The following is a 25,748-nucleotide window of genomic DNA, read 5'->3' on the forward strand; positions in this document are numbered from 1 at the left end:
AAAAAACAACCAGGCACCTTAGAAGGTCAGGGTGCTTCCGTTGGCTTTGACGTGGATGGTGTCTCCGGCTTTGACTTTGCCCGAGATGATCTCTTTGGAAAGTGGATTCAGAAGTTCGGTCTGAATCACACGTTTCAAAGGTCTTGCACCGTAAATCGGGTCGTAGCCTTTCTTCGCCAGGAAGTCGATGGCCTCCTGATTGAAGTCGATGCCGATCTTTTTTGCTCTCAGTCGCTGTGCGACCAGATCCAACTGCACCTTCACGATGCCGGAAATCTGCGCTTCGCCCAGGGACTTGAACATCACGATCTCATCAATACGGTTCAGGAACTCTGGACGGAATCTTTCACGCAAAGCTTCGTTGACCGCTTCACGTTTCTGATTTTCCGACATACCCGGATCCAGAATCGACTGCGATCCCACGTTCGAGGTCATGATCAGCACGGTGTTTTTGAAATCCACCGTGCGCCCCTGACCGTCGGTCAAACGACCGTCATCCAGAACCTGCAACAGGATGTTGAACACATCCGGATGGGCTTTTTCAACCTCATCCAGCAGCACCACACTGTACGGACGGCGACGGACTGATTCCGTCAGCTGGCCACCCTCTTCATAACCGACATAGCCCGGAGGCGCGCCGATCAAACGGGACACAGCGTGTTTTTCCATATATTCACTCATGTCGATACGGACAACGGCTTGTTCGTCATCGAACAGGAATTCGGCCAAGGCCTTCACGGTTTCAGTTTTACCCACACCTGTCGGACCCAGGAACATAAAGGTTCCGATCGGACGGTTCGGGTCTGAAATCTCGGCCCGTGCCCGGCGAATGGCATCGGCCACAATCGTCAGGGCATGATCCTGACCCACCACACGGTGTTTCAGAGAATCTTCCATGTGCAGCAGTTTCTGGGATTCACTTTCCAGCATTTTGCTGACTGGAATACCCGTCCACTTCGCGACGACTTCGGCCACATCTTCAGGACCGACTTCTTCTTTCAGCATGCGGTTTTCTGAAGAGGATTTCGCGCCTTCCTTGCTGCGCTCCTCCAGGGCTTTGAGTTTTTTCTCGGCCTCAGGAAGCTTTCCGTATTTCAGTTCGGCCGCCTTGCCCAGATCGCCCTCGCGCTCGGCTTTAGCCACGGCCACCTTCAGGTCCTCGATGTCGGCTTTGAGTTTTTTAATGCCCTCAATGCCGCCTTTTTCAAATTCCCATTGTTCCCGCAGCAACTGGTTCTTGGCGTTCAGCTCGGTGATTTCTTTATCAATCACCGCCAGACGCTCGCGGGCGCTTTCGTCTTTTTCTTTTTTCAGCGCCTCTTTTTCAATGCGCAACTGCATCAGCTCGCGTTCGATCTTGTCGACTTCTTCCGGCACCGAGCGGGTTTCAATACCCAGCTTGCTGGCCGCTTCGTCGATCAAATCGATCGCCTTGTCCGGCAGGAAACGGTTGGTGATGTAACGATGAGACAATTTCACCGCCGACACCAAGGCCGCATCCGTGATGCGAATACCGTGGTGGACTTCGTACTTTTCCTTCAGGCCACGCAAGATGGTGATGGCGTCTTCAACACTTGGTTCCTCGACCATCACAGTCTGGAAGCGTCTTTCCAAAGCCGCATCCTTTTCGATGTACTTGCGATACTCATCCAAAGTGGTGGCACCAATACAGCGCAATTCACCGCGCGCCAGGGCCGGCTTCAGCAACTGCCCTGCATCCATGGCGCCCTCGGTTTTACCCGCGCCCACCAGGGTGTGCAGTTCGTCGATGAACAGAATAATCTGGCCATCACTGGAGGTGACTTCTTTGATCACCGCTTTCAGACGGTCCTCAAATTCCCCGCGGTACTTAGCGCCCGCGATCAACGCCCCCATATCCAGGGACATCAGTTTTTTGCCAATCAGATTGTCCGGCACGTCCTGTTTGATGATACGCAAAGCCAGGCCTTCGGCAATGGCGGTTTTACCCACCCCAGGCTCCCCAATAAGGACCGGGTTGTTTTTGGTGCGACGGGAAAGAACCTGCACCACACGGCGGATTTCTTCATCACGCCCCACCACCGGATCCAGCTTGCCCTCGGCCGCCAAAGCGGTCAGATCACGGGCATACTTGTTCAGAACCTCGTACTTGTTTTCAGGATCATCATCCGTCACTTTTTGTTTTCCGCGAATTTCAGTCAGGGCCGTGCGTGCCGCCTCCGCCGTGACTTTGTTTTTCTTAAACAGCCCGTTCAGCTCAGAGTCCCCGCCTTTAAGCATGGCCATAAAGAAGTGCTCGGTGGAGATATAGGAATCACCCCACTCCTGAGCTTCGGTTTCGGCCGCCTGAAAGATCTTTTCAAGGCGAGGGCTGGCAAACATCTTTTGCCCGCCGCCCGTCACCTGAGGGAATTTATCAATTTTGGTCCGCAATTCCGCAAGGAACTGGGCCTGAGGAACATTCAATTTGTCGAGAATGCGCGGAACTATGCCTTCGGTCTGCTGCACCAGCTCCATCAGAAGGTGTTCCGGCTCTACAGAGGGGCTGCTTTTGCGCTCAGCCAATCTCGCGGCGGCCTGCATGGCCTCCTGGCTTTTTCGCGTCATTTTTTCAATATCGTTGCTCATAAACCCTCCATCTGGAATAAAGGATGAGTCTTATTTCAGCAATGTCAAGGCGGTCAAAGTGGCAGGTATCGTAAATCCCAAAGGTAAAGGCAAATCGCAGCCACGCCTGCATCCATCCATTAAAAAAGACCGCGTCAACCCCAAGGACTATCTGGAATATGACACACGCTTTTCCTGTGAGGACTGTTCCCACTTTGACGGCGAAAAAGTTGTCTGCACCATTGGGTACAATCCCCTTCATCACCTCAAAGCCACACAAACACATCAGTATGAACTGGCCGGCAACATGGCCTTCTGCCGTTTCATCGAGATAGACTGAAAATTCTGTTCCTTTGCACGCCAGCAGCGGGTTTGCGCTCAGCGCCCAGCCTCAGCCTTTTATCCCCATTCAGAAAATTGACTCAGCCAAAGTCCTGACAAATTCGATTTTTCCCTCTGAAAGTACTGTGTACAAATGATTCAGGACAATCCTACGTCCTGAATCCCCGATCTGTCTTACGGCCAGTATTGTGAAAAACAAACAAAACCCGCCCGACGTCCTGTCAAGAGCTCATACCAAATCCCGATCTAATGCACATCAACGATTCACTCAGAAGGAGTCAAGAGAGATGGTCACTCTCTTGCTGAACCGAAAGGAGGGCCTTCAAGGATGAAACTGAAATAGAACAATAGATTGTTCACGCGCAGAGCGCAGGAGCAGAAAGGCAAAGCCCTGAAAGCGGACTGAGCAAAGCGAGGGTTAAAGCCCAAAAACAAAAAGGCCATTATAAGCACCGACTCGGATGTCAGTGCCGGCAAAGCGAAAGTAGGTTTCGCTGATGCCAACAAAACAAATCAAGGAAGGTAATGAATATGAAAAATAAATATTAACGGAGGAATTTAAAATGGGAATGAGAGTAACAACAAATATCAGCGCACTTAATGCTCAACGTAACTTGGTCGGTTCTCAAAGACAGATCAACGACTCTATGGCGAAACTTGCTTCCGGCAGCCGCATCAATAAAGCTGCTGACGACGCTGCAGGTTTGGCGATCTCTGAAGGCTTGAAAGCTCAGATCAGATCTGCGGCCCAAGCTCAGCGCAATGCGAACGATGGTATCTCCATGGTTCAAACTGCAGAGGGTGGTCTGAACGAGATCGGTAACATCGTGGTTCGTCTTCGTGAGTTGGGCATCCAGGCTGCTTCTGATACAGTTGGTGAAACAGAGCGTGGTATGTTGAATAAAGAGGTTCAACAGTTGAAATCAGAAATGCAGCGTATTGCTTCTGTAACAACTTGGGGTACTACAAAACTATTGGATGGTTCTTCTCCGAAGTTCGATTTCCAAGTAGGTTTGTTCAACAACTCTGAAGAAGATCGTATCTCCTTCAACGCTTCTGAAAACGTGGCTACTTTGGATGCTCTGGGTCTGTCTGGTGTGGACTTCTCCACTAAAGAAGGCGCTCAGGAAGCTTTGGGTATGCTGGATAATGCACAGACTTCAATCTCTGGAACTCGCGCCAACCTGGGTGCCCTTCAGAACAGATTGACTTCTACAGTAGACAACTTGGGTGTTGCTCAAGAGAACTTGTCTGCAGCTAACAGCCGTATCCGTGACACAGACGTTGCTCAGGCATCTTCCGAGATGACTCGTAACAACATCTTGTTGCAAGCTGGTACATCCACTTTGGCTCAAGCCAACCAGTCCAACCAATTGGCTCTTAAGCTGATCGGCTAGTCTGAAAGCTAAAAGTTCAAACTTTATACCCGGAGGGTTTACGCCTTCCGGGTTTTTTATTTTTGGGGAAGCGGCGGCCGCCGAGCTCCCCTTTTTCATTTTTAATGTTCAAAGTTTTTCCAGCCAGACCTGCCTAGATAATTAGCATCAGAAAAGTGTAGAACTTTTTTACCAATAATTTCAAATATTTAGCTAAAGTCTAGGTGAAAACCTTCCGAAAAATATGGAAGAAGCATGGAGGTTTTGTATGGCTAAACATATCACAGCAAGATTGATGGTCGCTCTTTTCGCCACCGCAGCTCTTGCCGCCTGTGGCAAACAGGGAGGTTTCGAGTCATTGCCGGGAACTGGCAACACCAGCCAGGGGTCCAGCGATGACGGCAACTCCGGTCAAAGTGGCACACCCGCTCCGACAGAGCCGGCTCCTCCAAGTGCTTACGACAAAATGGATCTGAATGGATATGTGGGCGGCGGCACCTATGAAAATGAAAAGGTGCTTGGTATCGACAAAGCCAACAACGCTTTGCTTCTGTATCTCCCCCTGCCAGGTGCCTTCAGCAGTCTTTATATAGATGTGCCGCAAGTGAAGGGCGTTCAGATCAAAACGGTCATGGATTCCCAGCAAAAAGCGCGTGTGGCGGTCAGCATTCCGCTGAAACTGATCGTTAAAGATCGCGTTACAACCCTGCCGGCGACTAAATTGCCAAATGGTAACAACCTGCCAATGATGCCAAGCGGAGAGCTTCCATCCCTTGGGCTGGGGCTGAATCCGAACTCGGACAACAAGGTTTATCTGTATTTCGGTGTGAATGCGGTCGGAATGTTTATCGAAAGTTCCTTGTTCCCGGCGTTTTTGGGCCTGACTTACCCTCTTAAGAACGCTGCCGCGACCCGCACCCTCGGTTATTTCACGATTGTCCCTAAATCCGGCGCCTATAATGGCGGCCTGTTCCTGTCCTTCATCCTTCCAAATGATCTGGCCAAGATCATCGATGACCACTTGAGTGGGGTTATCAAGTAAACAAGACCGTCCCCACCGTCATTCTATTTTGATTTGCATGCCCCCTTAATTCTCGCTAGTCTAAGGGGGCATTTCCATTATTGAACCAGGACATTTCAGGGAGCGAATCATGGCAAAGAAAAAAGCAAAACCTGCGAAAAAAGTAGCTAAGAAAGCAGCGAAACCTGCTAAAAAAGCTGCCGCAAAAAAAGTAACTAAAAAAGCTGCTAAACCAGCTAAAAAAGCGACTGCAAAAAAAGCGGCTAAGCCGGCTAAAAAAGCAGCTCCAAAAAAGGCCGCTAAACCAGCTAAGAAAGCCGCTCCTAAAAAAGCTGCTGTGAAAAAAGCTGCGAAGCCTGCGAAAAAAGCCGCTGCTAAAAAGCCAGCTGCCAAGAAACCTGCTGCAAAAAAATCAGCTGCTCCTAAAAAAGCTGCTGCGGCTGCTGTAGGCGGTATCGCTGCTGTTGAAGTTCTTAAACCTCAGGTTGAAGACATGACAGCGGACTTTGACGATGAAGCTGAAATCGACAGCATGATCGACATCGAAGAAGAAGCTGTTTCTGAAGATGACGAATGGGATGATGAAGAAGAGTCTGAAGAAGGCGAAGGCTCCATCGAAGAAGAAGACGAGGAAATCGAAGAAGACATCACTTCCAAAAACGATGATGATGGCGACGATGACGATGAAGACGACGAAGACTTCGGTGATGACGAAGGTTACTTCTAGTCGCTGCGCACACAGCAAATAAAAAAGGGAGTCTTTGACTCCCTTTTTTATTATCATCAGGGCATGTACAAGCACCTCTACAAACGCTTCCTTGATGCCCATCCGGACCAGATCCATTTTGCCTGCCACAGTCACCACTACTGGCCCGATGCCACCCGTGAAGCCCACCTGCAGTACTGGGATGATTCCTGCAAATATGTCGACAACAAATGGAACCACATTTTTTCCACCAAGGTTCCCCAGGCACAAAAGCTGATCGCCGAAAGTCTGAACCTGTCCCATCCTGAGCAGATTGTCTTTGCTCCGAACACACATGAATTTGTCTTTCGTCTGCTGAGTTCTTTGAACTGGGATAAAAAGCTGCGCATTCTGACCACTGATTCTGAATTTTACAGTTTCGACCGTCAGATCAACCGCCTGTCTGAAATGTCCCAGTTCGAAGTGGTGAAAGTACCCACCCTGCCCTTTGAAACCTTCCATGAAAGATTTGAAGCCGCGGCAAAATCAACACCGTGGGATCTGGTCTTTGTCAGCCAGGTGTTCTTTAACTCTGGGCTGGCTTGCGATATTCACCGTCTGGTGAAATCCGCTCCGTCCGACAGTTTGTTCGTGGTGGATGGCTATCACGCCTTTATGGCTGTGCCGACGGATCTAAAAGCTCTGGAAAGCCGCATCTTCTATCTGGCGGGCTCTTACAAATACGCCCAAGGGGGCGAAGGGGCTTGCTTCCTGTATGTCCCTCCGGGCACCCGTCACCGTCCGTTTCACACCGGCTGGTTTGCTGAACTTTCAAAGCTTTCTGCCGTGGGAAATGAAGTGGGTTATCCGACCGATGCCCTTCAGTACGCGGGCAGCACCATGGACTTTTCGGCGCTGTATCGCCTGATTGCCTCACTAGAGACCTTCAAAAAAGAAGGTCTCAGTGTCACGGCCATTCACAAGCACATTCAAAACAACCAAAAAGTATTCTTGCAGGAACTGGAACAAAAAAAGCACCCGCTGCTGAACCGTTCACGCCTGATGGCTTTGGATCTGGATCATCACGGTCACTTCCTGACGTTTGATCTGCCGACCACCGAGGACTGCCAGAAACTGGTGCAGGGACTGGATGCCCGCGGAGTGCACGTGGATTCGCGCAAGAACCGCCTGCGTTTCGGCTTTGGGTTGTATCACGACGCCGAAGATGTCCGCAGCGTGATTGAGCGTCTGTAGAAAGGTCGAGGCAGCCCTCGCCGTCATTGAACAAGCCGAAGAATTCTCTATTCTTTATTAAGGAGTCCGAAGAAGGGAATTCACGTGGCTGACCTTGAGAGTAAAAGAATTTTTCTGATCGCTTCTGCCAAACCGGAGGAAGCAGAAAAAATTGAAAGCACCCTGAACCGACACATTCAGAATGCCACCGTTTTCACGGCCACCGACGGCAGCGAAGCCCTGTTCAAAGCCGAAAACGTGATACCGAATGTGGTCATCGTGGATTCCGAGATTTCCAAAATCAGCGCGCTGGATCTGACACAAAAACTGATTCAGAAAAAAGAGCGCATCGCCGTCATCATTATGTCTCCGTTGCCGGACACCGATCATTTTGTGGACGAGGTCGTCACAGGCCAGGTGCACATCCTGACCCGCCCGACCGACGAAGCCACTTTCGTTGAGCACCTGACCCGCGCATTGAACTGGATCGTGAACGGCGACAACGCCAACTATCGCATGAAATTCCTGGCGGCCCATCAGATCCTGATCCGCGAAGGTGAAAAGGCCGAATCCGTTTATCTGGTGAAACGCGGGCAACTGAAAGCCTATAAGACCGACAACGGCGTTGAAACCCTGCTGGGCCATATCAACCCCGGTGAATTCGTGGGCGAAATGGCCTACATCAATGGCGAACCCCGATCCGCCAATGTCATGAGCCTGACTAACTGCGAACTGATCGAAATCCCCAACAACTGCCTGGATGTGGTACTGTTTTCAAAACCCGCCTGGTCCAAGGCGCTGGTGAAAACACTTTCCCTGCGACTGAAAAATTCCAACGAAGACAAAGTTCAAAACTAAAAAAGGCCGTCTTGCAACGGCCTTTTTCTTCTAATCTCAAATTTCCAGTTTCCAGCGTCTATCTTGGTGTCAAAGCAGACTTGTTCTGAATCATCTTTTCCATCAGACCGTTCAGGCTGTTTTTTTCCTCATTGGAAACGACATTCCAGAAATTCACGATCCGCGGATACCACTGAGGGAAGATGTCCTGGATAGCCTGCTCGCCTTTCGGCGCCAGACGAATCACAAACGAACGACCGTCAGACTGATGCCCTTCACGAACCACCAATTCAGCTTTTTCCAGACTGTTGATCAAACCTGAAATCGTGGCTTGGGTTACACCCACTTGGTTGGCCAGCTCCGAAGGACGCAAACCTGCAGGCGCGTTTCTGAGCAAGAACAACAGCATAAAGCGGCCGCTGGAAAGGTTGTATTTGGAAAGCAGACTGTCCAGGCTGTTTTCAATCTCGCTGGCCACTTTCAGGAACAGCAGATTGGAATACACCGCCATCGAATCCGGCTCTGCCGCCACCGGCAGTGTTGTCAAAGATGTATGAACCTCTTCACGGGACGGGAGATCTTGAATGAATAATTTTGCCATAAGGCCTCCAATATCTGAAATCAAGGGCGGGAAATGTTCCCGCCCGGTACTGAACTATTTAGCCGGAATCATGCCTTTGTCGTCATGGTTCTCGGTTTCTTCAATCACGGCATCGCTTGATTTTTCTTCCATCTTTTTCTGGGAAGTGAATCTTGCGCCAAAGTTATTTGCCCACACACGGAATCTGTCCACGTAAGTGAACACCGCCGGCACCACAATCAAAGTCAGGATTGTGGATGAAATCATACCCCCGATGATCGCAACCCCCATCGCCGTGCGCGTTTTGGAAGCTGCATTCATACCGATCACCACCGGAACCACCCCGGCGATCAAAGCAAAGGACGTCATCAGGATCGGACGAAGACGGGTTTTACCAGCCAGAATCAATGCTTCACGGCGGCTTTTGCCCTCTTCCATCATCTGCTTGGCAAAGTCGACAAGCAAAATACCGTTCTTACCCGCCACCCCGATCAGCATGAAGAACCCGAAGATCGCAAAGATCGTCAGAACTTCACCGGTCAGGAACAGAGCCAGGAAGGCACCGCACAGGGCCAGTGGCAACGCCACCATGATCGTGATCGGCGTGATGAAGGATTCATACAAGCTCGACAGGATCAGATAGATGAACAGAATCGCAAAGCCCAGAGCCATCACTGTGGATGTCATCAGTTCCTGCATGTTTTCCGCATCACCACCGAAACCATAACGAACACTTGGAGGCAGAGCGTTTTCACCCGTGCTCATTGCTGCCACGGCCGAATTCACCACATCACTCAGACCCGCGCCCGGCGCCAGACCTGCCGTGATCTGAATGTAACGACCACGGTCCTGACGTTCGATGGAAGCCGGTCCGGATTCCACTTCACCTTTGGCGATGTCACTCAAACGCACCAGTTTTCTGTTCACGTTCGGGATGTAAACGTCGTTAAACGTTTTCATCAGGTCACGCTGGTCATCCTGCAAACGAACACGAACTTCATATTCACGACCACGTTCGCGGAATTTTGCCGGAGTCAAACCTTCCACCTGGGCACGAAGCTCGCCCCCCATGGTGCTGGTATTAATACCGAACACTTTGGCAGCGCCTGGCTTCAGATGAACCTGCATTTCAGGCTTACCCGGGCGATAGTTTGAGTCGACGTCCTTTAGACGGGGATCCTTCTTCAAAAGTTCATACATTTTTGTGCCGGCTTTTTCCAATTCCACCGGATCCGCAGAAATAATGTTCAGAATGAACGGCTGACCACCCATACCGCCGGTTGCGTCATATTTTTTAACGACCGGATTTGCTGAAGACAGATGCGTCAGCTGACCACGGATCTTGTCACGGAACTGCTCTGTTGTCAGAGGTCCGCGCTCTTTACCGTCTTTCATGCGCACATAGAAGCTGGCTTTGTTGGACTCTCCGTACAAGCTGCCCACAATCATTGTTGTGAAACGAACTTCCGGGTTGTCGTGCAGGATCTTATCGACCTGACGAGCCACCTCTTCCGTACCGTCCAAGCTGGTGCCCGGCTGCAGTTCCAAAGTCACAGAGAACTCACCCGAGTCATCATCCGAAATGAACGCGCCCGGAACTTTTGTCACTGTGTAGATACTCAGGAAGAACACCACCATGGTCAGACCGATAGTCACTTTCGGCCAATCCAGGGACACATTCAAAAGTTTTACGTACAGGTTTTCAAGCATGGTTTGGAAACGGTCGAAACCTTTCACCATGCGGCCCAGAGTCTTGTCATAAAGACCCGCAGGCTTGTGTTTGTCGTGACCACCACCGTGACCGGATCCACCAAAGTATGCTGTCAACATCGGGATCAAAGTCATCGCCACAAACCAGCTGATCGCCATCGAGAACACGACAGTCATACCGAACTGCTTCAGGAACTGACCGATGGTTCCGGACATCGTACCCACTGGCACAAACACCGCGATAACCACCAGAGTGATCGCCATAACGGCCATCTGGATCTCAGTTGTTCCTTTTTCCGCCGCCGTCAGGGACTCTTCACCCAGTTCCATACGACGATAGATGTTTTCAATTACCACGATCGCGTCATCGATCAACAGACCGACCGCCAGGGTCAAAGCCAGCATGGACACGATGTTGATCGAGAACCCGGCAATCTTCATGACCATGAACGCACCAATCAAAGAGATCGGTACCGACAAGGCTGTGATGAAGGTTGAACGCGGGCTTCCCAGGAAGAAGAACACGGTAATAACTGTCAGAAGAATACCGATGATGATCGTCTCATAAACGTCATACAAGTTGTCCGAGATCTTCACGGAAGCGTCTGTCATGACCGCGACAACCGGAGCACCTTCCATTTTTTCAAGCTCTGGCTTGATACGTTCCATCTGTTTGATCACGTCCTGAGCCACTTTCACAGTGTTGGAACCGGACTGACGATACACCTGAAGGAACAAAGACTTTTCACCGTCCACGTATGCACGGGATTTTTCATCGGCCAGGGTGTCAACAACCTTACCCAGATCCGCCACGCGGGTCGGAACCTCATTCCCGTAAAGATTTACCAGAGTGTCAGAGATTTCCGGAACGGATGAGAACTCACCCAGACCACGGAAGACCATCTCTTTTTCGCCCTGATTCACCTTACCGGAAGGAATGTTCTGACCGGAAGCGCCCACTTGCGCTGCTACCTGAGATACAGAGATCTCACGGGCACGCAGTTTTTTGCGATCCAGAAGAACGTGAATTTCACGCTCACGGCCCCCGATGATCTCGATGGCACCCACGTTACGAACCTGCTCAAGGCGCGGCTTCACGAACTGGTCCGCGATATCAAACAAAGCCGCATCGCCAAGGTCTTTGGCAGTCAACGACACTGTCAGGATCGGCGTATCCGCCGGGTCAAAACGTTTGATCAGAGGATCTTCAACGTCGTCAGGCAGTTTGGCTTTGGCAAGGTTGACCTTGTCGCGCACTTCCTGCTCGGCGTGTTTAACGTCCACTTCACTGTTGAACTCAACGATAACCTGGGAAACACCCTCCAGGGATTTGGAGGTCAGACGTTTGATACCGGAAATCGTGCTGACTTCCTCTTCAATAGGACGGCTGACCAGGGTTTCAATTTCGGCAGGACCCGCACCCGCATAAACGGTTTGCACGGTTACAACCGGAATGGAAACGTCCGGATAAAGATCCACGGACATGGACTTGAAGGAGGCCCAACCGACAACCACCATGGCGATGGTCACGCAGGTGATAAATATAGGACGGCTGATGGATAACTTAGGTAAACTCATGACTATTTCCCTCCTTCAGGAGAGGCCTGGTAAAGCTTGATTTGCGCCTGCAAACCAAGAATATTTGCTGCTGATTTTACTTTGCTGATTGCTGACGTTGTATAGTCCTGTTCAAACAACAGAACCTGATACGTGGTCGTGCGACCCTGACGAAGGCGCACGCGCTCGTTTTCAAGCTTCGCCTTCTGAGCATCTTCAATGCGAGACAACAAACGAAGGTTGTCACGTGCATCCTGAAGATTGCGGGTCAAATTGGTCCAGTCGATTTCCTGGGCATAGTAAGCGTACTCACGGTTCAATTCCGCCGCACGTTCGGCTTTGCGGGCACCGGCTTTGGTGTCAGATGCCGCACCAATATTCAAAGGCATGCTGAAACGAACACCCACAAAAGCGGTGTCTTGGTCCGTTTTACCGGATTCTTTCATCGCCTCGTTGTATTCTTCATCGCGGCCGTTCATTGCATAGTTACCGTAGATGTCCAAAGACGGACGGTTTCTTTCCAGGGTGATCACGGCATTGGCGCGGGCCGCTGCCAACTGAGCGTTGGTCGCTTCCACATCGGCGCGACTGCCTGGACGAGCTGCCGGAATCGCCAGCTGCTCCAATGATTTATAGTTCACTTTTTCAAGAGTCTCCACTTTGGCCGTGGCTTCGCGGTTCAGGAATTTATTGAACATGCGTTGCGCTTCCAAGTATTCATTCTGAGCCACTTGCAGTTCCAAAGTACGTGCTTCAACCAGCGCACGCGCCTGCAGAACGTCAGCTTCCTCACCCAGATTCATTCTTTTTTTGCGGCTGACATAATCCAAGATACTTTGCGCAGCTTGTTTTGCCTGCTCTTGAATCGTCACCACATCCTGCCAGGCCGCAAGCTTCCAATAAGCTGCTTCTGCACCAGCAAGGATGTTCAGGGACTGCCCCTGGCTGGAGAATTTTTCGGCGATGTTCTGAGCTCTCAACGCCTCTTCATTGGCCTGAGCGGTACGACCGAATCCGTTTGCCCACAAAGGCATGGACAACTCCAGCTTCGGAGTTGCATCCCAATATTTGGACGGATTGATCGGAGACGTTGGCGCCAGCCCCTCAAATTGGGTGCGCGTCATATCATAAGACAACTTGGTTTGAAGACCGAAGCTGAACTGCTGACTTACACCCAGGGAGTAGTACTGACTTTTTACTTCGTCATACATCTTGGGATTGCCGGGCTTGCCGTCATAACCCCAGCGGGCTTCTGCAAAAAGCTTCGGGGTGAAGATCAAATCAGCCTCACGGGATTTTAACTGGGCACCTTCTGACTGCTCAGCGCTGCCTTTATAGGCTGTGCTGTCCCCTTTCACCTGATCGAGATACTCGTTCAGGGTCAGTGCGGAGGCCGAAGCTCCGTGCAAAAGAGTCCCACAGATAAGGAACTTCGCTCCCCATTGTATGAGCTTGTTTTTTTCCATATTAGTTCTCCAAAGTCCTATTACTGACTGGTTGAATATGTAATCGCTTACATACAAGTTTGTACCCCAACGATGATAAGTATGCAATCAATTACTTAATTGAATATCAATTGACCTTATGATACAGTATCCTATAGATAGTGATTTTAGGTATTTAGGGGGTTTTCCATGTCTGACACATCTCAACTTAAGACTGTTCAGGACGAAAGTGCTGATGGCCAAAAGGGTAAAAAGCGTGACAGAAGTGCTTCTGAAGAGCGTCTGATTTCTGCAGGCATCGAAATCTTCTCCAAGCATGGTTATGATGGCTCCACTACGAAGTTGATTGCCAAAAAGGCTGACGTAAACGAGTCCCTGATCGGTCGTTACTTTGACGGCAAGGAAGGTCTGCTACTTACCATCGTTGAACGCTTCATCGAAGAGGTCCGCACCGAGGAACTTGCCTACCCACCTCAGGACACCCTGGCTGCTGAACTCAGCAAATATGTCGACTTCAAGGTGGGCAAAAGCCACGATCGCGACTGCCTGGGTAAAATCATCATCTGTCAGTGCCTGACCGACAATAAGTTCCGTAAAAAAGCATTGGAACGCATCCCTATGTTTGCAGATCCCAAGCTGATCGAGCGCTTGGAACGACTGCAGAAGATGGGACAAATTAAAGAAAGCGTCACTCTGGAAGAAATCGCCGAAGAGATTGAAACCTATTTGCACGGCGCCTTCCTGTTTGACCTGATTCTTTCCGAAACCCCGCAAGAGATCGTCACCAAGAACGCCCTCAGATTCATCAGCCACTACACTGCGGGTATCGGCAAATCCTAGAAGAAGTATTTCAGGTTCAAAAGGGCGCTTCCGATAGCGCCTTTTGTTTTTGCCGTGTCCGTACCGGACGACAGCTTCAGTTCTGTCGTCGTGGAACGTCCAATATATTCGATCACGAAATTATCCGCAAAGAACCAGCCCAGGCCAAACAGAACACCCACTCCGTTGGTCGCCTCGCCGTCACCCGTTCCTGCCGGGGTGAATTTATTGATACCATAAGCAAGACCCAGCGGAAGATAGAAGGATTCCCAGCGATACAGTGTTCCCGCATAAAGGAAATGTGTCTGGAATTTGGAAGTGCTGCCGGTTGCGCTGTAGGTGACTCCGTTTAAGGTCATCTTGTCCAGATCACGCTCCCCACCCAATGAGATACCACTGATAAAACCCCAGGAATGTTGAGGAGCGTACCAAGCGTTGAATCCAACCTCGACAGCGCCTTTGTATTCCAGGTCATAATCAATATCTGTCGGAGTTCCCGAAACGGTTCCGTCACCGGAAAGTTTCGCCAGATAGTTCGGGCTGTACCCGATCTGAACGCCATATCTCCACTCGGCGTTGGCCGTCGTGGAAAGACCCAAAATCATCATCACTGCTGCTAATAGTCTCATGCGGTTCTCCTGAAAATGCACCTGAACCGATGATCTGTTGGGGGCCCAAAACAAGTAAACACAAATTAAATTGTTTAGGACTTAGGTTCTGAAAAAAGAAAAAGGCCCGTCGTTTTACCGACAGGCCCTTGGTGATTTTGGTTTTGATTACTCTGGCATTGGCAGGTCAATAATCAGACCGCCATCTGGTGGTGGAGGCGGAGGAGTTGTCACCGGATCCAACGGCGCTGGCTGTTGGGACTCCTGCTTTTTCTTCTCTTCCTCTTTTTTCTTTTCTTCGTCTTTCTTTTTCTGTTCGTCCGCTTTGCGTTTTTCCTCGTCCTTGCGCTTCTGCTCTTCCTGCTGTTTGCCGGAATCTACAGACGGCAGAGAAGGAGTCGTCGGAGCTGTTGGCTTGGAAGGCTGTTGCGGGATCGGCTGTGGCTTTTCCTGCTGCTTGCGGTTTTCTTCTTCCTTACGACGTTGTTCGTCGGCCTTGCGTTGTTCTTCCTGCTTGCGAGCTTCTTCCTGTTTACGAGCCTGCTCTTGCTGTTGCTGCTGCTGGCGACGAACTTCGTCGGCCTTGCGCTGTTCTTCCTGACGACGTTTTTCTTCAGCCGCTTTCTTTGCAGCTTCCGCTTTGGCAGCTTCGATACGGCGCTGTTCTTCAATACGGCGACGTTCGGCTTCGGCACGAGCCCGGGTTTCAGCATCGTGTCTTTCCATACAGATACGGGCTGCCGCCACGCCGGACTGACCCTTACCGCGGAATTCTTCGATAATACATTTATTAAGAGCGTTGTTCGTGCCGTTTTTGCAAAGTCTTAAAGCATCGTATTGCAAACGCGCGTTTTCAACTTCCTGGCCACCCTGACGGTAAAGCTCAGTCACACACTTATCAAATGTGGGATTCACAGTCTGACGGCAGATGAACAAAGCATATTCACGATATTCAGGTCCAAAGGACTTACGCACATTTAAAGTACAATCCTGAACCTGATAATTGGAACCCACGCCATTGGCACAGAAGAAACCAGAAAGTTCGACATTGTCATCTCCAAAGCGACGACTCAGATCCACAGTACAGCGCTGGAATTCCGCATCCGTACGACCATGCGAACAAGCCGCATCCGTATTGGAACTGAAAGTTCCCAACTGGGAATACAGACTATCCGAACACTCGGCAATGCTCACCACACGCACAGATCCCGGCGGCGGGGGTGCTGGGGGATTGTTGTTGCCATTTCCACGCTTGATCCACGCATTGGCAGAGCTGGCCATGGCAAGAATTGTCAATAATGTTACAGAAGCGCGTTTCATATGAACCTCTATTATCCAAGGCCTTGAGTTGCAATGCCTGCGCCAAAACCATCTCAAATCTGTACGTTTTGGAGTATTTTACCTGCGCACAACTTTGACAGCAGTGCCGCTTTCTGCGGCGACAACGCCGGTAGTTCCAAACAGTTCCGGGGGCTTAAACGACAAAAGGCCCGCAAAGGGCCTTTTGAAGAGAGAAAGAAAACACCCGGAGTGGAAAGAGAGAGGAACCACTCCGGGTTGCTAGTACAAACTATTTCATCGGCTTCGTGTGAACCGCGAATTTCTCGAATTCGCCGTACTCATGAAGTTTGTTATAAAGGGTCTTGATCGTGATACCCAGGTTGTTTGCCGCCTGAGTTTTGTTGCCACCGAAGTGAGCCAACGCTTTCAGGATGTAACGCTTTTCAAGCTCATGCAAAGTCATCGCCGGATCGTAAGCGATAACGTCTTTTTCAGCTTCACCGTTACGGATGTTTTCCGGGATATCATTCAGCATGATCATGTGACCGTCAGACAGGATCTGAAGTCTTTCACACACGTTCTGAAGTTCACGGATGTTACCCGGCCACTCATAGCGAATCAGAGCCTTCATCGCTTCTTCATTCACAGAACGACCACGGTTCAGGTAGGCGTGCTGGGAGTTGTTCAGGAAGTGATTTACCAATGCAGGGATATCTTCCTTACGACGACGCAGAGGCGGAGCGCTGACCACGATCGTGTTGATGCGATAGAACAAGTCCTCACGGAAGTTGCCACGAGTCACTTCCTGATCCAACTCACGGTTGGTCGCACAGATCAGACGGATATCAACTTTGATTGGGTCTTTGCCACCCACACGGTAAACTTCACCTTCCTGAATGAAACGAAGAAGTTTAGCCTGGATCGCCGGATCCAATTCACCGATTTCATCCAGGAACAGAGTCCCGCCGTTAGCCGCTTCAGCCAAACCGATTTTGCGGTTGTAAGCGCCAGTGAAGGAACCTTTTTCGTGACCGAACAACTCAGACTCAAGCAATGTTTCGCGAAGGGCACCGCAGTTGATTGCAACAAACGGTTTGTTCTTACGACCGGAGCGATCGTGGATGGCGCGGGCGATCAGCTCTTTACCAGTCCCGGATTCACCAAGAACCAGGATGTTGGCTTGGGATGGAGCTACACGGTCGATCATCTTCATCAAACTGCCCATCACTTCGGACTGATAGACGATGGTCTTGTTTTCAACCACTTTGGAAGTTTGATTTGTGTTCCACATAACTTGGTTTGCATTCTGAGAAGAGGGCAAAACAGTCGTTGAGTTGTTTTCGTTCATAGCTCCACCTTTCGGTTTACGTACTTTTTAAAACTGGGTGGGCGTCTCAATTTGAATATCTCGCTTTGATACGCCGCGACAACGCATTGAGTTATAACTTTGGTCGTGTAGTAATTGCAATAAAAATAATGCACGACGTTAACTTTTTTTTAGGGTCTCAGCCCTAATATAGGAACTTTCAGGGGTATGGCGAAGGCATTTAAGCTTTCCGAAAATATAGATAAATACCTGAAATACATGACTTTTATAAAGTCTGCCTCGCCCCTTACGATCAAGCACTATTCCCTGGATCTGATGCAGGCCTTTAATTATGAAGATCCCTCAGTTAAGGCTAAATCAATTTCGGAGTCCGAATTACTTTCCACGGCCCGGGCGGCCTTCAACCAATGGGCGCATCTGTCGCTGGCCTCTAGAAACCGCAAGGCCGCTACTCTGAAAAGCTTCTTTTCCTGGGCCTTTGAAGAAAGCCTGACCGAGAAGGATCTGTCGGTGCAGATCACCTGCCCGAAAGTCCCGAAGAAGCTTCCGCATTTCGTAAGCGTGGATGAAGCCCTGTCTGTCCTGAAAAGCTTTGATAGCGAGACGAAAATTCCCCTGAAAGAAAAGGTTCTGTTCCTGCTTCTGTATGGCGGCGGCTTGCGTGTCAGCGAAGCCTGCAATCTGAAGTGGAGCGAAGTGCAGACCTCGCAGAAAGTTCTGCGTGTGAAAGGAAAGGGATCTAAAGAGCGAGTCGTCGCTCTGCCCTCTTTGACCGTGGAAGTTTTGCTGAAGTGGAAAAAGGAAAGCTCTTTTGATGAATACGTCTTTGGCGAAAAGCCTCTAAATTCCCGCACCGCTTACGAGATGGTCCGCCAAAGTGGTATTCGCGCAGGGCTTTTAAAACCACTGCATCCCCATGCGCTTCGCCACAGCTTTGCCACTCACCTGCTAAGCAGCGGAGCGAATCTGCGCACTCTGCAAGAACTTCTGGGTCACGAAAGCCTGCAAGCCACAGAAAAGTACACCCATCTGGGCATCGACCAGCTGGCCCGCACCATGGAAAACCTGCATCCATTGGGTAAAGGAAAGTAAGCTTTAAAGAGTGGCGTTCACGATATAGTGACGAACCATCTGTTCAACGTTCTTCAGTTCATCATCCACAGTCTGACGATAGGACACCAGCTGATTACTGTCGGCCATGTTGGTCTTAAGGAAGGGCGCCATCCAGGGTTCGGCATCCACCACACCCTGCTGCAGAAGAAACTTCAGATAGAAATGCATTTTCACGATCAGCGGATCCTGGGCCGTTTCAAGCGCGCGCAGCGTGTGTCCCAGAAGATTGAACAGGAACTCGGAATGGCGGTCGCCTTCCTGACTGACTTTGCTGACACATTCCAAAATGTGCAACGCCAGCTCCAGACGGTCATAGTCCGTGCGAAGTCCGGCAAAATCGTTAATCAGCGTTGCTTCCTGCAGGACATGCAGTTTGCCTTCTTCCGCGGATTGTTTGTAAGTCAGACTGACAAAGTGAGTGGGTTCCAGCACGCCACCGCCGAAACGTTTTTTGCTTTTCAGCGCTCCCCGGGCCATGAAGGACAGCTTTTCGCCTTGAGTGGATATGGCATGCAGAATCAGATCCGATTCGGAGTATTTCATTTTCTTGAGAATAATGAAGCGATTCTGGGCTTGGGTCACACATTCCAACTTTGCTGGGCTTTGATATCTTCATACGAAGATATCAGCAGCTTGGCAAAGTCTTTTGTCGCCAGCAATTCCGGCCCGACTACCAGCAGTCCGCGCAGGCAGTCAGAACTGGGAGCCGGCTCCCACCAGTGACGGAACATTTTGATGGCATTCCATTGGCACATGTTGGTGGTTTCAAGTCTCTTCCAGCCTTCCTGGGCGGAAAGCCCCAGTTTGCTGAAAACTTTTTGCGCCACGGCTTCGGCACTGACGTCAGAAAACACGCACAGCGCCCGGTCATAAAGTCTCGCGGTGCCTGGTTTCAGAAAAGACGGCGCCACAGCGGCCATTTCAGATTCAAATTTTTCAACCAGAAGCTGATTCACACTGCGACCGTCGCGAGCCGAGCTCAGCTCTTTGACGAAGTCCACTTCCGACCACGCCTGGTTCTGCACCTGCAAGGCCGGAGAACGAAACCGCTCACCCAACACGGCCACACTCACTGTGGGTGTATAGGAACACAAACGAACCGTGTACGGACGGATCTCGACAGATTCATGAAAATGTCTGGCATGGGAAACCCGGAAAGAAAAGATGCGCTTTTCATTCAATAGACGATCCAGCTCATCGGCAAAGGGATACAGCTCCCCTGTGACCGGATGATCCTCGCTGAACAAAACAAAGCAGGTGTCTTTCTTCAGACTTTCCACCCACTCTTTCACATCCGTGATCTGAGAGTGAGAACGCGCATTCACTTCGTAGGTCTCTTTGTAATAGTAACCCAGCAAACCTTCAAAGACAGAAGTCTGCCCCTGAACAACACCGATGGCTTTTTTGTGGGACATAAAGTGAGCTGTGCTCTGAGAAATTTCGTAAACGGCCTGAGAAAGGCCCTGATAGGCACGCGCACGAATTCGCGGCTCCAGCCCCAAACAGGTTTTCACTTGATCGTTCAACTCTTCCCAGGTCTCAGGGCGCACAACATCGATGAGCATACTTCACTCAAGGCTAGCAGATTCCCCGACAAAAGAGAGTGAGACAAAGGTCTTATTTTAAGACGTCGTTTTGAGAAACCTGCCAAGGAACATTACAATGAAATGGTTTTTCGGGAGTTCGTTTATGCGTCTATTGATTGTTTCGATTCTGGGTCTTTTTGTCTGTTTGCTTTCTCCCGTCGCGCAAGCCCGCGACCTATTCGAAGCACGCCTGTCCTATGGCATGCTGAATTCGGATCCGGATCTGAATTCATTGTGTGTGGGCTGCGCCAGTTCTGCTCCCAGTGTCACTCCATTTTATGGTCTGGGCGCGGACGGAATTGTCACACTTCCTATCCCATTGCTTCCTGGCATCGGTATACGCTATGAAAATATGGAGTTCTCGACATCCAAGTCAGGACTGGACTACACCGCCCACTTCAGCCGAACAGCGCTGCTGCTCAATTGGCGTCCCATTGATAATCTGATCTATCTTGGCCCAATCCTCACATACGGCCTTTCACATTCCACCGACCTGAAAGTCACGGAATTTGGTGTGAAAAAAGCCAACTACTCCGCCGGTTCCCCCAGCTCGTACACAGTGGGTTTAGAAGCCGGCGTAAAGCTCATTGGCTTCTCATTGGGCGCTGAGGTTGGATATCAGAATTTCCAATGGAATGATGCGACAGACGCGACAGGTAACGCACCCTCTCAAGATATCAATATGAATGGGACTTACGGAAAATTTATCCTTGGCTTTTCCATTTAAGTATTGAAATCATGGCCCCTCTGATACACTTAGTAGTGCGAGGTGCCCTCATGACAAATAAACGTATCGAATGGCCAGTGGCCTTGTTCTTAGTTCTAAATCCACTGATCACACTCATCCTGGCCCCCATTTATTTCTACAATTTCGGTTTCCAATGGGACATTCTTCTTTTCGCTTTGGTTTTTGCGGCAGCAACCAACCTGGGTATCACTGCGGGCTATCACCGCTTGTTCTCCCATAAAAGCTATGATGCTCACCCAATTGTAAAAGCCCTGTTCCTTTTGATCGGTGCTTCCGCTTTCCAGGGTTCTGCATTGAAATGGTCTTCCGACCACCGTCGTCACCACACGCACATTGACGGCGAAAAAGATCCTTACAACATCAACGAAGGTTTCTGGTACGCCCACATGGGCTGGATGTTCTTCAAGGACTCCGTGGATCAGAAAATCCACGCTCCGGATCTTGAAAAAGACTGGATGGTGAAATTCCAGAACGATCACTATGTTCCCATTGCGATCCTGACTGGATTCATCTTCCCGATGCTGGTGGGCTGGGCGATGGGTTCCTGGTTGGGTGGTCTAGTGATCGCAGGGGGCCTGCGCATTGCTCTGACTCAACAGTCGACTTTCTTCATCAACTCTCTTTGCCACACTTTGGGTAAACAGACTTATTCCAAAGAAATTTCTGCCCGTGACTCCTGGTTCGTGGCGATTCTGACTCATGGTGAGGGTTACCATAACTTCCACCACAAGTTCCAGATCGACTACCGCAACGGGATCAAATGGTACCACTGGGATCCGACTAAATGGGTGATCCGTACTTTGAGTGCCATGGGTCTTGCGACCAAACTGCGCCAGATCTCTAATGTTGAGATTCTGAAAGCCCGCCTGCAGGCGGAAGCGGCCGAGCTGACCAAACACGGTTTTGCTGAAGAAAAGCTGGCTCAGATGAAAGAGAAAATCCTGGAAGCGCAGAACAGAATGAAGAAGCTGCGTGAGGACTATGAACAGTTCAAAGTGGATGCCGTTCGCAAACGTGAAGAGCTGAAAGAGGCTTACGACCACAAGCTGGAAGAACTTCGCCGTGACATGGAAATTGCCAGACTGGAATTCCAGATGGGCATGAAACAATGGCGCGTGTATCTGCGCTCTGTCTAGATCCGGTTGTCATTATTGACATAGGCGTTGACGCCAGCACGAACCCACAACTTTAATTGGTTGTGGGTTTTGTTTTTTCAGGAGGTTGTGATGCTTAAAACTCTTTCTGCGGTGATCTTGAGTGCGGGGCTGACTTTGTCCCTGCCCGCTCTGGCTGACGGCTTTGCGGCGGTTTTTAAAGCGAAATACCTGCCAAAAAAGCTGGCCTCGATCAGCCCCGGCAAAACCACCAAAGCCGAAGTCACCAAATTGCTGGGTAAGCCATTAAAGACTGAAAACAAAGACACGCTGCTATTTTATAAAACAGGCAGTTTGGACTATGACACCACGATTGAAGTTAAAAACGGCAAAGTGCAGTCCTTCTATCACCGCATTCCTGAAGGCAAAGTGCATCTGAAGGACGTGCAGGCCCTGCTGCCGGAAAACGCACGTAAAGATGAATCCGAGGTTGGCCACGGTGAAGGCACCGAAACCCAGATTGAACATGACGGGGTTCGCCTGGCGGTGAAAAACACCAAGACCTCCCCGATCGTGTCCTATTTTGAATCCGCAAAACAGTAAGCGAAAATCCTAATTACTCACACTTTTTTCTCTTGTTATAGAAGAACCAGTGGAACTTTGATTCATCCGGAAGTGGCTTGTTATCCACGGTCATGGGCTGCTTGCGGTACTCTTGATGTTTCTTGCAATCAGCTACGCGGTAAGCCTCGTTGATAGCCAGCATGTCCTGGAAGGATGGCAGATAGCCTTTTTTCTGATAGAACTCTTTTTCTTTTTCATAGATGTTCTTTTCAAGCAAAGTCGCTACCGCTTCAAACTGCACGTTCGTTTTGATGCTGTCGACAGGCATGTACTTCGGCAAGGTGTCTTTCGCCACACCGAACTGACGAACCATTTTGGCAAAGTAAGCCTTCACACTGTGCTGAGGTGCCCAGTGGAACGTATAGTCCTTATCAATCATCCAGCCATAAACACTTTGCATGACCGCATCCTGCATACGCACCTGACGAAGCAGAGGCATAAAGCGGTATTCAGCGACGAAGTCGAATCTTGGATCCACTTCGATATCATAAGGCGAGAACAAAGAAGTTTTGGTCACCCCCAAAGAACGCGGGTAGTCCGTGTTTTTGAACTTGGAAACTGTGCTGCGATACTTTGGAACGATGAACTGACCACCGGAGGCCTTGTCGTAAGCCATGCGGATAACTTCAGAACAGAACAAGTCTGAATAGTCGTCATCATTCATGGCAAAGTCATAGCGGATGCCTTTTTTGCGATCCAATGCGCCTTTGGCGTGGTCATACATGAAACGAGCGGCTTTTTTTGCCAGGACCTCATCCGGCTGACGATACAGCGCCACTCGCGCATCTTCGGCCTGACGCCATTTTTCCAGCGGAGTCACAATCACCCCGTACTGAATCAAAGCTTCAACGATGTACTTTTTCCCGGCCTTGTCTTCACCGACAACTGCCAAGTGCGAGAAATTGCCTTCTTCGTCAGAGATTCGCGCAATCATCGCGGACACATAGGACTTGCCACGGATCAACAGCACGTCGCCGCTTTTTAGCTCAAAGCCCGAGAATTTCGGATTTGTCCAAGTATGCGGCTTTTCATTCACCATGATCGGGGTCTTTTTAAATGTGAAAACCTTGTTGGTGTAAAGCCAGTCCAAAAGATACTCTTCCGAGAAGCGCGCATACTGGAAGCCTTCACGCATTTCCAGAATACACTCTTTGCTCAGTTCGTTGCGGGATTCGAACTCCTGCAACTTGTCATGCAAAGCCACACGGATCTGGAAGACAGTGTCCATCACCTCAGGGCCGATGGATTTCAACTGCTCCACTTCCGTGGCATTTTTGGGCAGGAAGTGATCTGCCGGCAGATAATACAGATAGTCTGTGACCTTGTTCACAAAGCTAGCACAAGTCTTTGCGTTAAAAACCTGAGGATTGCCAATGTCAGCCAGAACCTTGCGGCTGCCGGTGATCAGTTCATCCGTGCTGGCCGGATGGCGATAGGTTTTAACTTCAGACTTAAATGGCGAAGTGCAGGCCGTAACCAAACCCACCGCCGCAGCGGCACCCAATAAAACGAACCTCTTCATAAATAATCTCCTAATTAGTCCCTTCCTTTTTCGGTCACTTAGGGAACAAAACTAACTGGACCAAAGAATAATAAGCGCCCCGCCCCTCCCTTGGTCCCGTATTCTTGGTCGCCCATGTGTACGATAAGAGCTTTGCTTAGATTTACATCAGATATTTCAACTTAGAGGAGTCAGCATGAGCGGCAACGGCGCTATGAAGCAGGAATTTTTCCAGATCGATGAAAACACACGTAAAAAAGTGATTCGTCAGGATCGCAATGATATTGAGCCTGGAGCCTGCTTCCTTAATATTCCCGGTCGCAATCTGGAAGTTCTGAACATCAGCGCTTTTGGTTGCGCTGTTTTGGTTCCAGGAGCCGAGTACGCGGACCTGAAAGCCTGGTGGGACAAAAACCCGCACTTTGAAGCCGACGTTATCTACAAAAACATCCAAACCCAGAACGTCTCCCTGCGCTGGGCACGTTCTGAAAATCACAGCAAATCAGTGACAGGCGAAATGATCGTGGGCTTTGAGGTTCTGGGTGAACCTTTAAAAGTCGACCGCATCAAGGCATTGGAAGTGTCTTCTGAAGTCATCAGCGCCCAGACTGAATATGCCATGCATCTGGCGCAACTGCCGGCAGAATTCAAAACCTTTGTGTACGAAATGAAAGACTGGCTGGAAAAGCTCAAGTCCCGCATCGACAAACTGGAACAGGAATCCCCGGTCGACAGCTGGAAAGAAGCTCAAGACTATCGTATGACGATTGCGGACTCGGTGTCCGACTATCTGGGCCAGGTCATTCCAATGAAATACGCCGACGTTCCCAAACTTGTGAAAAACTTCACTCCGGAGCAAATGAAATGGGCTACGGACTTTGCCAGAGAACAAGTAGGTCACCTGGTTTACGGTGCTCCGTTTGCAAACCGCGCTTACTTCAAACCCCGCGGTTATGCCGGTGACTATGAAATGATGAATCACCTTTACCGCGATGAACTGGTGGGTAAAACCCTGTTTGACCAGTGCATGCACAAATACTTCATCGACGAACCTGCAGGTGCGGCGGTGAAAAACCGTGGTCAGTACCTGTTTGAAAAGATCACTCAGTTGTTTGAGCGCACTCCACCGACGACTCCTGTAAAAGTTCTTTCCGTGGCCAGCGGTCCTGCGATGGAACAGCAAATCTTCCTGCAAAACGCGGCACCATTCTATGGCCGTCCGGCGGAATTCACTTGCCTGGATCAGGATGAAGAGTCTTTGAAACATGCGCAAAGACAGTTGCACTCTGTCGAGCGCTTTGTGAAATCCGGCTTTAAATTCAAATTCAACAACATGGCGATCCGTAATGTGATCGCGGCGGGCTGCCCAGAATCGGACTACGATCTGATTTACTCTGCAGGCCTGTTTGACTATTTCACAGAGCCTGTGGCTCAAATGGCAGCACAAAAAATGCTGGCGTCTGTAAAACCAGGTGGCCATGTCGTGATTGGCAACTTCAGCAAGGACAATCCTTGTGTGCCATTCATGGAGCTGGTTTTGGACTGGCATCTGATTTACCGCTCTGAAGAGGACCTGCTGCGTATTTTCAAAGGCATGGGTTCCAAGATCTGGGTGGAAAAAGAGCCTCTGGGTGTAAATCTGTTTGTAGTGATTCAGAAATAGAATCTTTGAGGA

The 25,748-nt window shown here is 50.1% G+C and carries 22 protein-coding genes; 12 read left to right on the forward strand and 10 right to left on the reverse strand.

Features of this window, described 5'->3' with window-relative positions:
- Nucleotides 1–18: 18 nt before the first annotated feature.
- The gene (gene clpB / locus BD_RS13970; protein WP_041583613.1) at nucleotides 19–2,607 is read right to left on the reverse strand and encodes an ATP-dependent chaperone ClpB; all 2,589 of its coding nucleotides are present in this window, start codon (nucleotides 2,605–2,607) and stop codon (nucleotides 19–21) included.
- 58 nt (nucleotides 2,608–2,665) lie between these two features.
- On the opposite strand from clpB, the gene BD_RS13975 reads away from it, so the two are divergent.
- The 6 genes from BD_RS13975 to BD_RS14000 all read left to right on the forward strand — a co-directional run bounded on the left by BD_RS13975 (nucleotide 2,666) and on the right by BD_RS14000 (nucleotide 8,101).
- Nucleotides 2,666–2,926, forward strand: coding sequence for a hypothetical protein (locus BD_RS13975; RefSeq protein WP_157865720.1), 261 nt, complete (start codon nucleotides 2,666–2,668; stop codon nucleotides 2,924–2,926).
- A gap of 565 nt (nucleotides 2,927–3,491) precedes the next feature.
- On the forward strand, nucleotides 3,492–4,325 hold the full coding sequence (locus BD_RS13980) for a flagellin N-terminal helical domain-containing protein (RefSeq protein ID WP_011165421.1): 834 nt from the start codon (nucleotides 3,492–3,494) through the stop codon (nucleotides 4,323–4,325).
- A gap of 247 nt (nucleotides 4,326–4,572) precedes the next feature.
- Nucleotides 4,573–5,346 carry a hypothetical protein gene (locus BD_RS13985; RefSeq protein ID WP_011165422.1) on the forward strand — a complete coding sequence of 258 codons (774 nt, stop codon included), beginning with the start codon at nucleotides 4,573–4,575 and terminating at the stop codon, nucleotides 5,344–5,346.
- A 109-nt stretch (nucleotides 5,347–5,455) separates the two neighbouring features.
- Nucleotides 5,456–6,052 carry a hypothetical protein gene (locus BD_RS13990; protein ID WP_011165423.1) on the forward strand — a complete coding sequence of 199 codons (597 nt, stop codon included), beginning with the start codon at nucleotides 5,456–5,458 and terminating at the stop codon, nucleotides 6,050–6,052.
- Between the two features lie 63 nt (nucleotides 6,053–6,115).
- Nucleotides 6,116–7,264 (forward strand): aminotransferase class V-fold PLP-dependent enzyme, encoded by a 1,149-nt coding sequence (locus BD_RS13995; protein ID WP_011165424.1) that lies wholly within the window; start codon nucleotides 6,116–6,118, stop codon nucleotides 7,262–7,264.
- Nucleotides 7,265–7,348: 84 nt separating this feature from the next.
- Nucleotides 7,349–8,101, forward strand: coding sequence for a cyclic nucleotide-binding domain-containing protein (locus tag BD_RS14000; protein ID WP_011165425.1), 753 nt, complete (start codon nucleotides 7,349–7,351; stop codon nucleotides 8,099–8,101).
- A 58-nt stretch (nucleotides 8,102–8,159) separates the two neighbouring features.
- On the opposite strand, the gene BD_RS14005 is transcribed toward BD_RS14000, so the two are convergent.
- From BD_RS14005 to BD_RS14015, 3 genes are read right to left on the reverse strand one after another with little or no spacing between them, the layout of a single operon-like run.
- On the reverse strand, nucleotides 8,160–8,681 hold the full coding sequence (locus tag BD_RS14005; RefSeq protein WP_011165426.1) for a MarR family winged helix-turn-helix transcriptional regulator: 522 nt from the start codon (nucleotides 8,679–8,681) through the stop codon (nucleotides 8,160–8,162).
- Between the two features lie 54 nt (nucleotides 8,682–8,735).
- A complete protein-coding gene (locus BD_RS14010; RefSeq protein ID WP_011165427.1) occupies nucleotides 8,736–11,948 on the reverse strand; it encodes an efflux RND transporter permease subunit in 3,213 nt (1,070 codons plus the stop codon).
- Nucleotides 11,949–11,950: 2 nt separating this feature from the next.
- Nucleotides 11,951–13,393 carry a TolC family protein gene (locus BD_RS14015; RefSeq protein ID WP_231839188.1) on the reverse strand — a complete coding sequence of 481 codons (1,443 nt, stop codon included), beginning with the start codon at nucleotides 13,391–13,393 and terminating at the stop codon, nucleotides 11,951–11,953.
- Between the two features lie 168 nt (nucleotides 13,394–13,561).
- Between BD_RS14015 and BD_RS14020 the strand changes: the two genes are divergently transcribed.
- The gene (locus BD_RS14020; protein ID WP_011165429.1) at nucleotides 13,562–14,212 is read left to right on the forward strand and encodes a TetR/AcrR family transcriptional regulator; all 651 of its coding nucleotides are present in this window, start codon (nucleotides 13,562–13,564) and stop codon (nucleotides 14,210–14,212) included.
- Here BD_RS14020 and BD_RS14025 read toward each other — a convergent pair.
- The 3 genes from BD_RS14025 to BD_RS14035 all read right to left on the reverse strand — a co-directional run bounded on the left by BD_RS14025 (nucleotide 14,209) and on the right by BD_RS14035 (nucleotide 17,371).
- Nucleotides 14,209–14,820: a hypothetical protein gene (locus tag BD_RS14025; protein ID WP_011165430.1), complete on the reverse strand. Its 612-nt coding sequence runs from the start codon at nucleotides 14,818–14,820 to the stop codon at nucleotides 14,209–14,211. The genes BD_RS14020 and BD_RS14025 overlap by 4 nt on opposite strands.
- 147 nt (nucleotides 14,821–14,967) lie before the next feature.
- Nucleotides 14,968–16,119: a hypothetical protein gene (locus tag BD_RS14030; RefSeq protein ID WP_231839189.1), complete on the reverse strand. Its 1,152-nt coding sequence runs from the start codon at nucleotides 16,117–16,119 to the stop codon at nucleotides 14,968–14,970.
- A gap of 250 nt (nucleotides 16,120–16,369) precedes the next feature.
- Entirely contained in the window at nucleotides 16,370–17,371 is a 1,002-nt protein-coding gene (locus BD_RS14035; protein WP_144313928.1) for a sigma-54 interaction domain-containing protein, read from the reverse strand.
- A 243-nt stretch (nucleotides 17,372–17,614) separates the two neighbouring features.
- On the opposite strand from BD_RS14035, the gene BD_RS14040 reads away from it, so the two are divergent.
- The gene (locus BD_RS14040; protein ID WP_011165433.1) at nucleotides 17,615–18,499 is read left to right on the forward strand and encodes a tyrosine-type recombinase/integrase; all 885 of its coding nucleotides are present in this window, start codon (nucleotides 17,615–17,617) and stop codon (nucleotides 18,497–18,499) included.
- 3 nt (nucleotides 18,500–18,502) lie between these two features.
- On the opposite strand, the gene recO is transcribed toward BD_RS14040, so the two are convergent.
- Both recO and BD_RS14050 read right to left on the reverse strand, forming a co-directional pair.
- Nucleotides 18,503–19,102: a DNA repair protein RecO gene (gene recO, locus BD_RS14045; RefSeq protein WP_015092087.1), complete on the reverse strand. Its 600-nt coding sequence runs from the start codon at nucleotides 19,100–19,102 to the stop codon at nucleotides 18,503–18,505.
- Nucleotides 19,099–20,085, reverse strand: coding sequence for a hypothetical protein (locus BD_RS14050; protein WP_011165435.1), 987 nt, complete (start codon nucleotides 20,083–20,085; stop codon nucleotides 19,099–19,101). Before BD_RS14050 ends, recO begins: the two co-directional genes overlap by 4 nt.
- A 124-nt stretch (nucleotides 20,086–20,209) precedes the next feature.
- On the opposite strand from BD_RS14050, the gene BD_RS14055 reads away from it, so the two are divergent.
- From BD_RS14055 to BD_RS14065, 3 genes are all read left to right on the forward strand, one after another.
- On the forward strand, nucleotides 20,210–20,833 hold the full coding sequence (locus BD_RS14055) for a porin family protein (RefSeq protein ID WP_144313929.1): 624 nt from the start codon (nucleotides 20,210–20,212) through the stop codon (nucleotides 20,831–20,833).
- A 50-nt stretch (nucleotides 20,834–20,883) separates the two neighbouring features.
- Nucleotides 20,884–21,990, forward strand: a complete 1,107-nt coding sequence (locus BD_RS14060) for a fatty acid desaturase (protein WP_011165437.1) — start codon at nucleotides 20,884–20,886, stop codon at nucleotides 21,988–21,990.
- 90 nt (nucleotides 21,991–22,080) lie between these two features.
- Nucleotides 22,081–22,551, forward strand: a complete 471-nt coding sequence (locus BD_RS14065) for a hypothetical protein (protein WP_041583614.1) — start codon at nucleotides 22,081–22,083, stop codon at nucleotides 22,549–22,551.
- A 13-nt stretch (nucleotides 22,552–22,564) separates the two neighbouring features.
- Here BD_RS14065 and BD_RS14070 read toward each other — a convergent pair whose 3' ends face one another.
- Nucleotides 22,565–24,094 carry a YiiX/YebB-like N1pC/P60 family cysteine hydrolase gene (locus BD_RS14070; RefSeq protein WP_011165439.1) on the reverse strand — a complete coding sequence of 510 codons (1,530 nt, stop codon included), beginning with the start codon at nucleotides 24,092–24,094 and terminating at the stop codon, nucleotides 22,565–22,567.
- Between the two features lie 175 nt (nucleotides 24,095–24,269).
- On the opposite strand from BD_RS14070, the gene BD_RS14075 reads away from it, so the two are divergent.
- A complete protein-coding gene (locus BD_RS14075; protein ID WP_011165440.1) occupies nucleotides 24,270–25,736 on the forward strand; it encodes a class I SAM-dependent methyltransferase in 1,467 nt (488 codons plus the stop codon).
- The last annotated feature ends 12 nt before the right edge of the window (nucleotides 25,737–25,748 follow it).

The sequence above is a fragment of the Bdellovibrio bacteriovorus HD100 genome, from assembly GCF_000196175.1.
GTDB classification, from domain to species: domain Bacteria; phylum Bdellovibrionota; class Bdellovibrionia; order Bdellovibrionales; family Bdellovibrionaceae; genus Bdellovibrio; species Bdellovibrio bacteriovorus.

What these genes read in the sequence shown, in the direction of transcription:
- clpB (WP_041583613.1), bottom strand. Translation starts at nt 2,607, where the DNA reads ATGAGCAACGATATTGAAAAAATGACGCGAAAAAGCCAGGAGGCCATG.
- BD_RS13980 (WP_011165421.1), top strand. Translation starts at nt 3,492, where the DNA reads ATGGGAATGAGAGTAACAACAAATATCAGCGCACTTAATGCTCAACGT.
- BD_RS13985 (WP_011165422.1), top strand. Translation starts at nt 4,573, where the DNA reads ATGGCTAAACATATCACAGCAAGATTGATGGTCGCTCTTTTCGCCACC.
- BD_RS13990 (WP_011165423.1), top strand. Translation starts at nt 5,456, where the DNA reads ATGGCAAAGAAAAAAGCAAAACCTGCGAAAAAAGTAGCTAAGAAAGCA.
- BD_RS13995 (WP_011165424.1), top strand. Translation starts at nt 6,116, where the DNA reads ATGTACAAGCACCTCTACAAACGCTTCCTTGATGCCCATCCGGACCAG.
- BD_RS14005 (WP_011165426.1), bottom strand. Translation starts at nt 8,681, where the DNA reads ATGGCAAAATTATTCATTCAAGATCTCCCGTCCCGTGAAGAGGTTCAT.
- BD_RS14010 (WP_011165427.1), bottom strand. Translation starts at nt 11,948, where the DNA reads ATGAGTTTACCTAAGTTATCCATCAGCCGTCCTATATTTATCACCTGC.
- BD_RS14015 (WP_231839188.1), bottom strand. Translation starts at nt 13,393, where the DNA reads ATGGAAAAAAACAAGCTCATACAATGGGGAGCGAAGTTCCTTATCTGT.
- BD_RS14020 (WP_011165429.1), top strand. Translation starts at nt 13,562, where the DNA reads ATGTCTGACACATCTCAACTTAAGACTGTTCAGGACGAAAGTGCTGAT.
- BD_RS14025 (WP_011165430.1), bottom strand. Translation starts at nt 14,820, where the DNA reads ATGAGACTATTAGCAGCAGTGATGATGATTTTGGGTCTTTCCACGACG.
- BD_RS14030 (WP_231839189.1), bottom strand. Translation starts at nt 16,119, where the DNA reads ATGAAACGCGCTTCTGTAACATTATTGACAATTCTTGCCATGGCCAGC.
- BD_RS14035 (WP_144313928.1), bottom strand. Translation starts at nt 17,371, where the DNA reads ATGTGGAACACAAATCAAACTTCCAAAGTGGTTGAAAACAAGACCATC.
- BD_RS14040 (WP_011165433.1), top strand. Translation starts at nt 17,615, where the DNA reads ATGGCGAAGGCATTTAAGCTTTCCGAAAATATAGATAAATACCTGAAA.
- BD_RS14050 (WP_011165435.1), bottom strand. Translation starts at nt 20,085, where the DNA reads ATGCTCATCGATGTTGTGCGCCCTGAGACCTGGGAAGAGTTGAACGAT.
- BD_RS14055 (WP_144313929.1), top strand. Translation starts at nt 20,210, where the DNA reads ATGCGTCTATTGATTGTTTCGATTCTGGGTCTTTTTGTCTGTTTGCTT.
- BD_RS14060 (WP_011165437.1), top strand. Translation starts at nt 20,884, where the DNA reads ATGACAAATAAACGTATCGAATGGCCAGTGGCCTTGTTCTTAGTTCTA.
- BD_RS14065 (WP_041583614.1), top strand. Translation starts at nt 22,081, where the DNA reads ATGCTTAAAACTCTTTCTGCGGTGATCTTGAGTGCGGGGCTGACTTTG.
- BD_RS14070 (WP_011165439.1), bottom strand. Translation starts at nt 24,094, where the DNA reads ATGAAGAGGTTCGTTTTATTGGGTGCCGCTGCGGCGGTGGGTTTGGTT.
- BD_RS14075 (WP_011165440.1), top strand. Translation starts at nt 24,270, where the DNA reads ATGAGCGGCAACGGCGCTATGAAGCAGGAATTTTTCCAGATCGATGAA.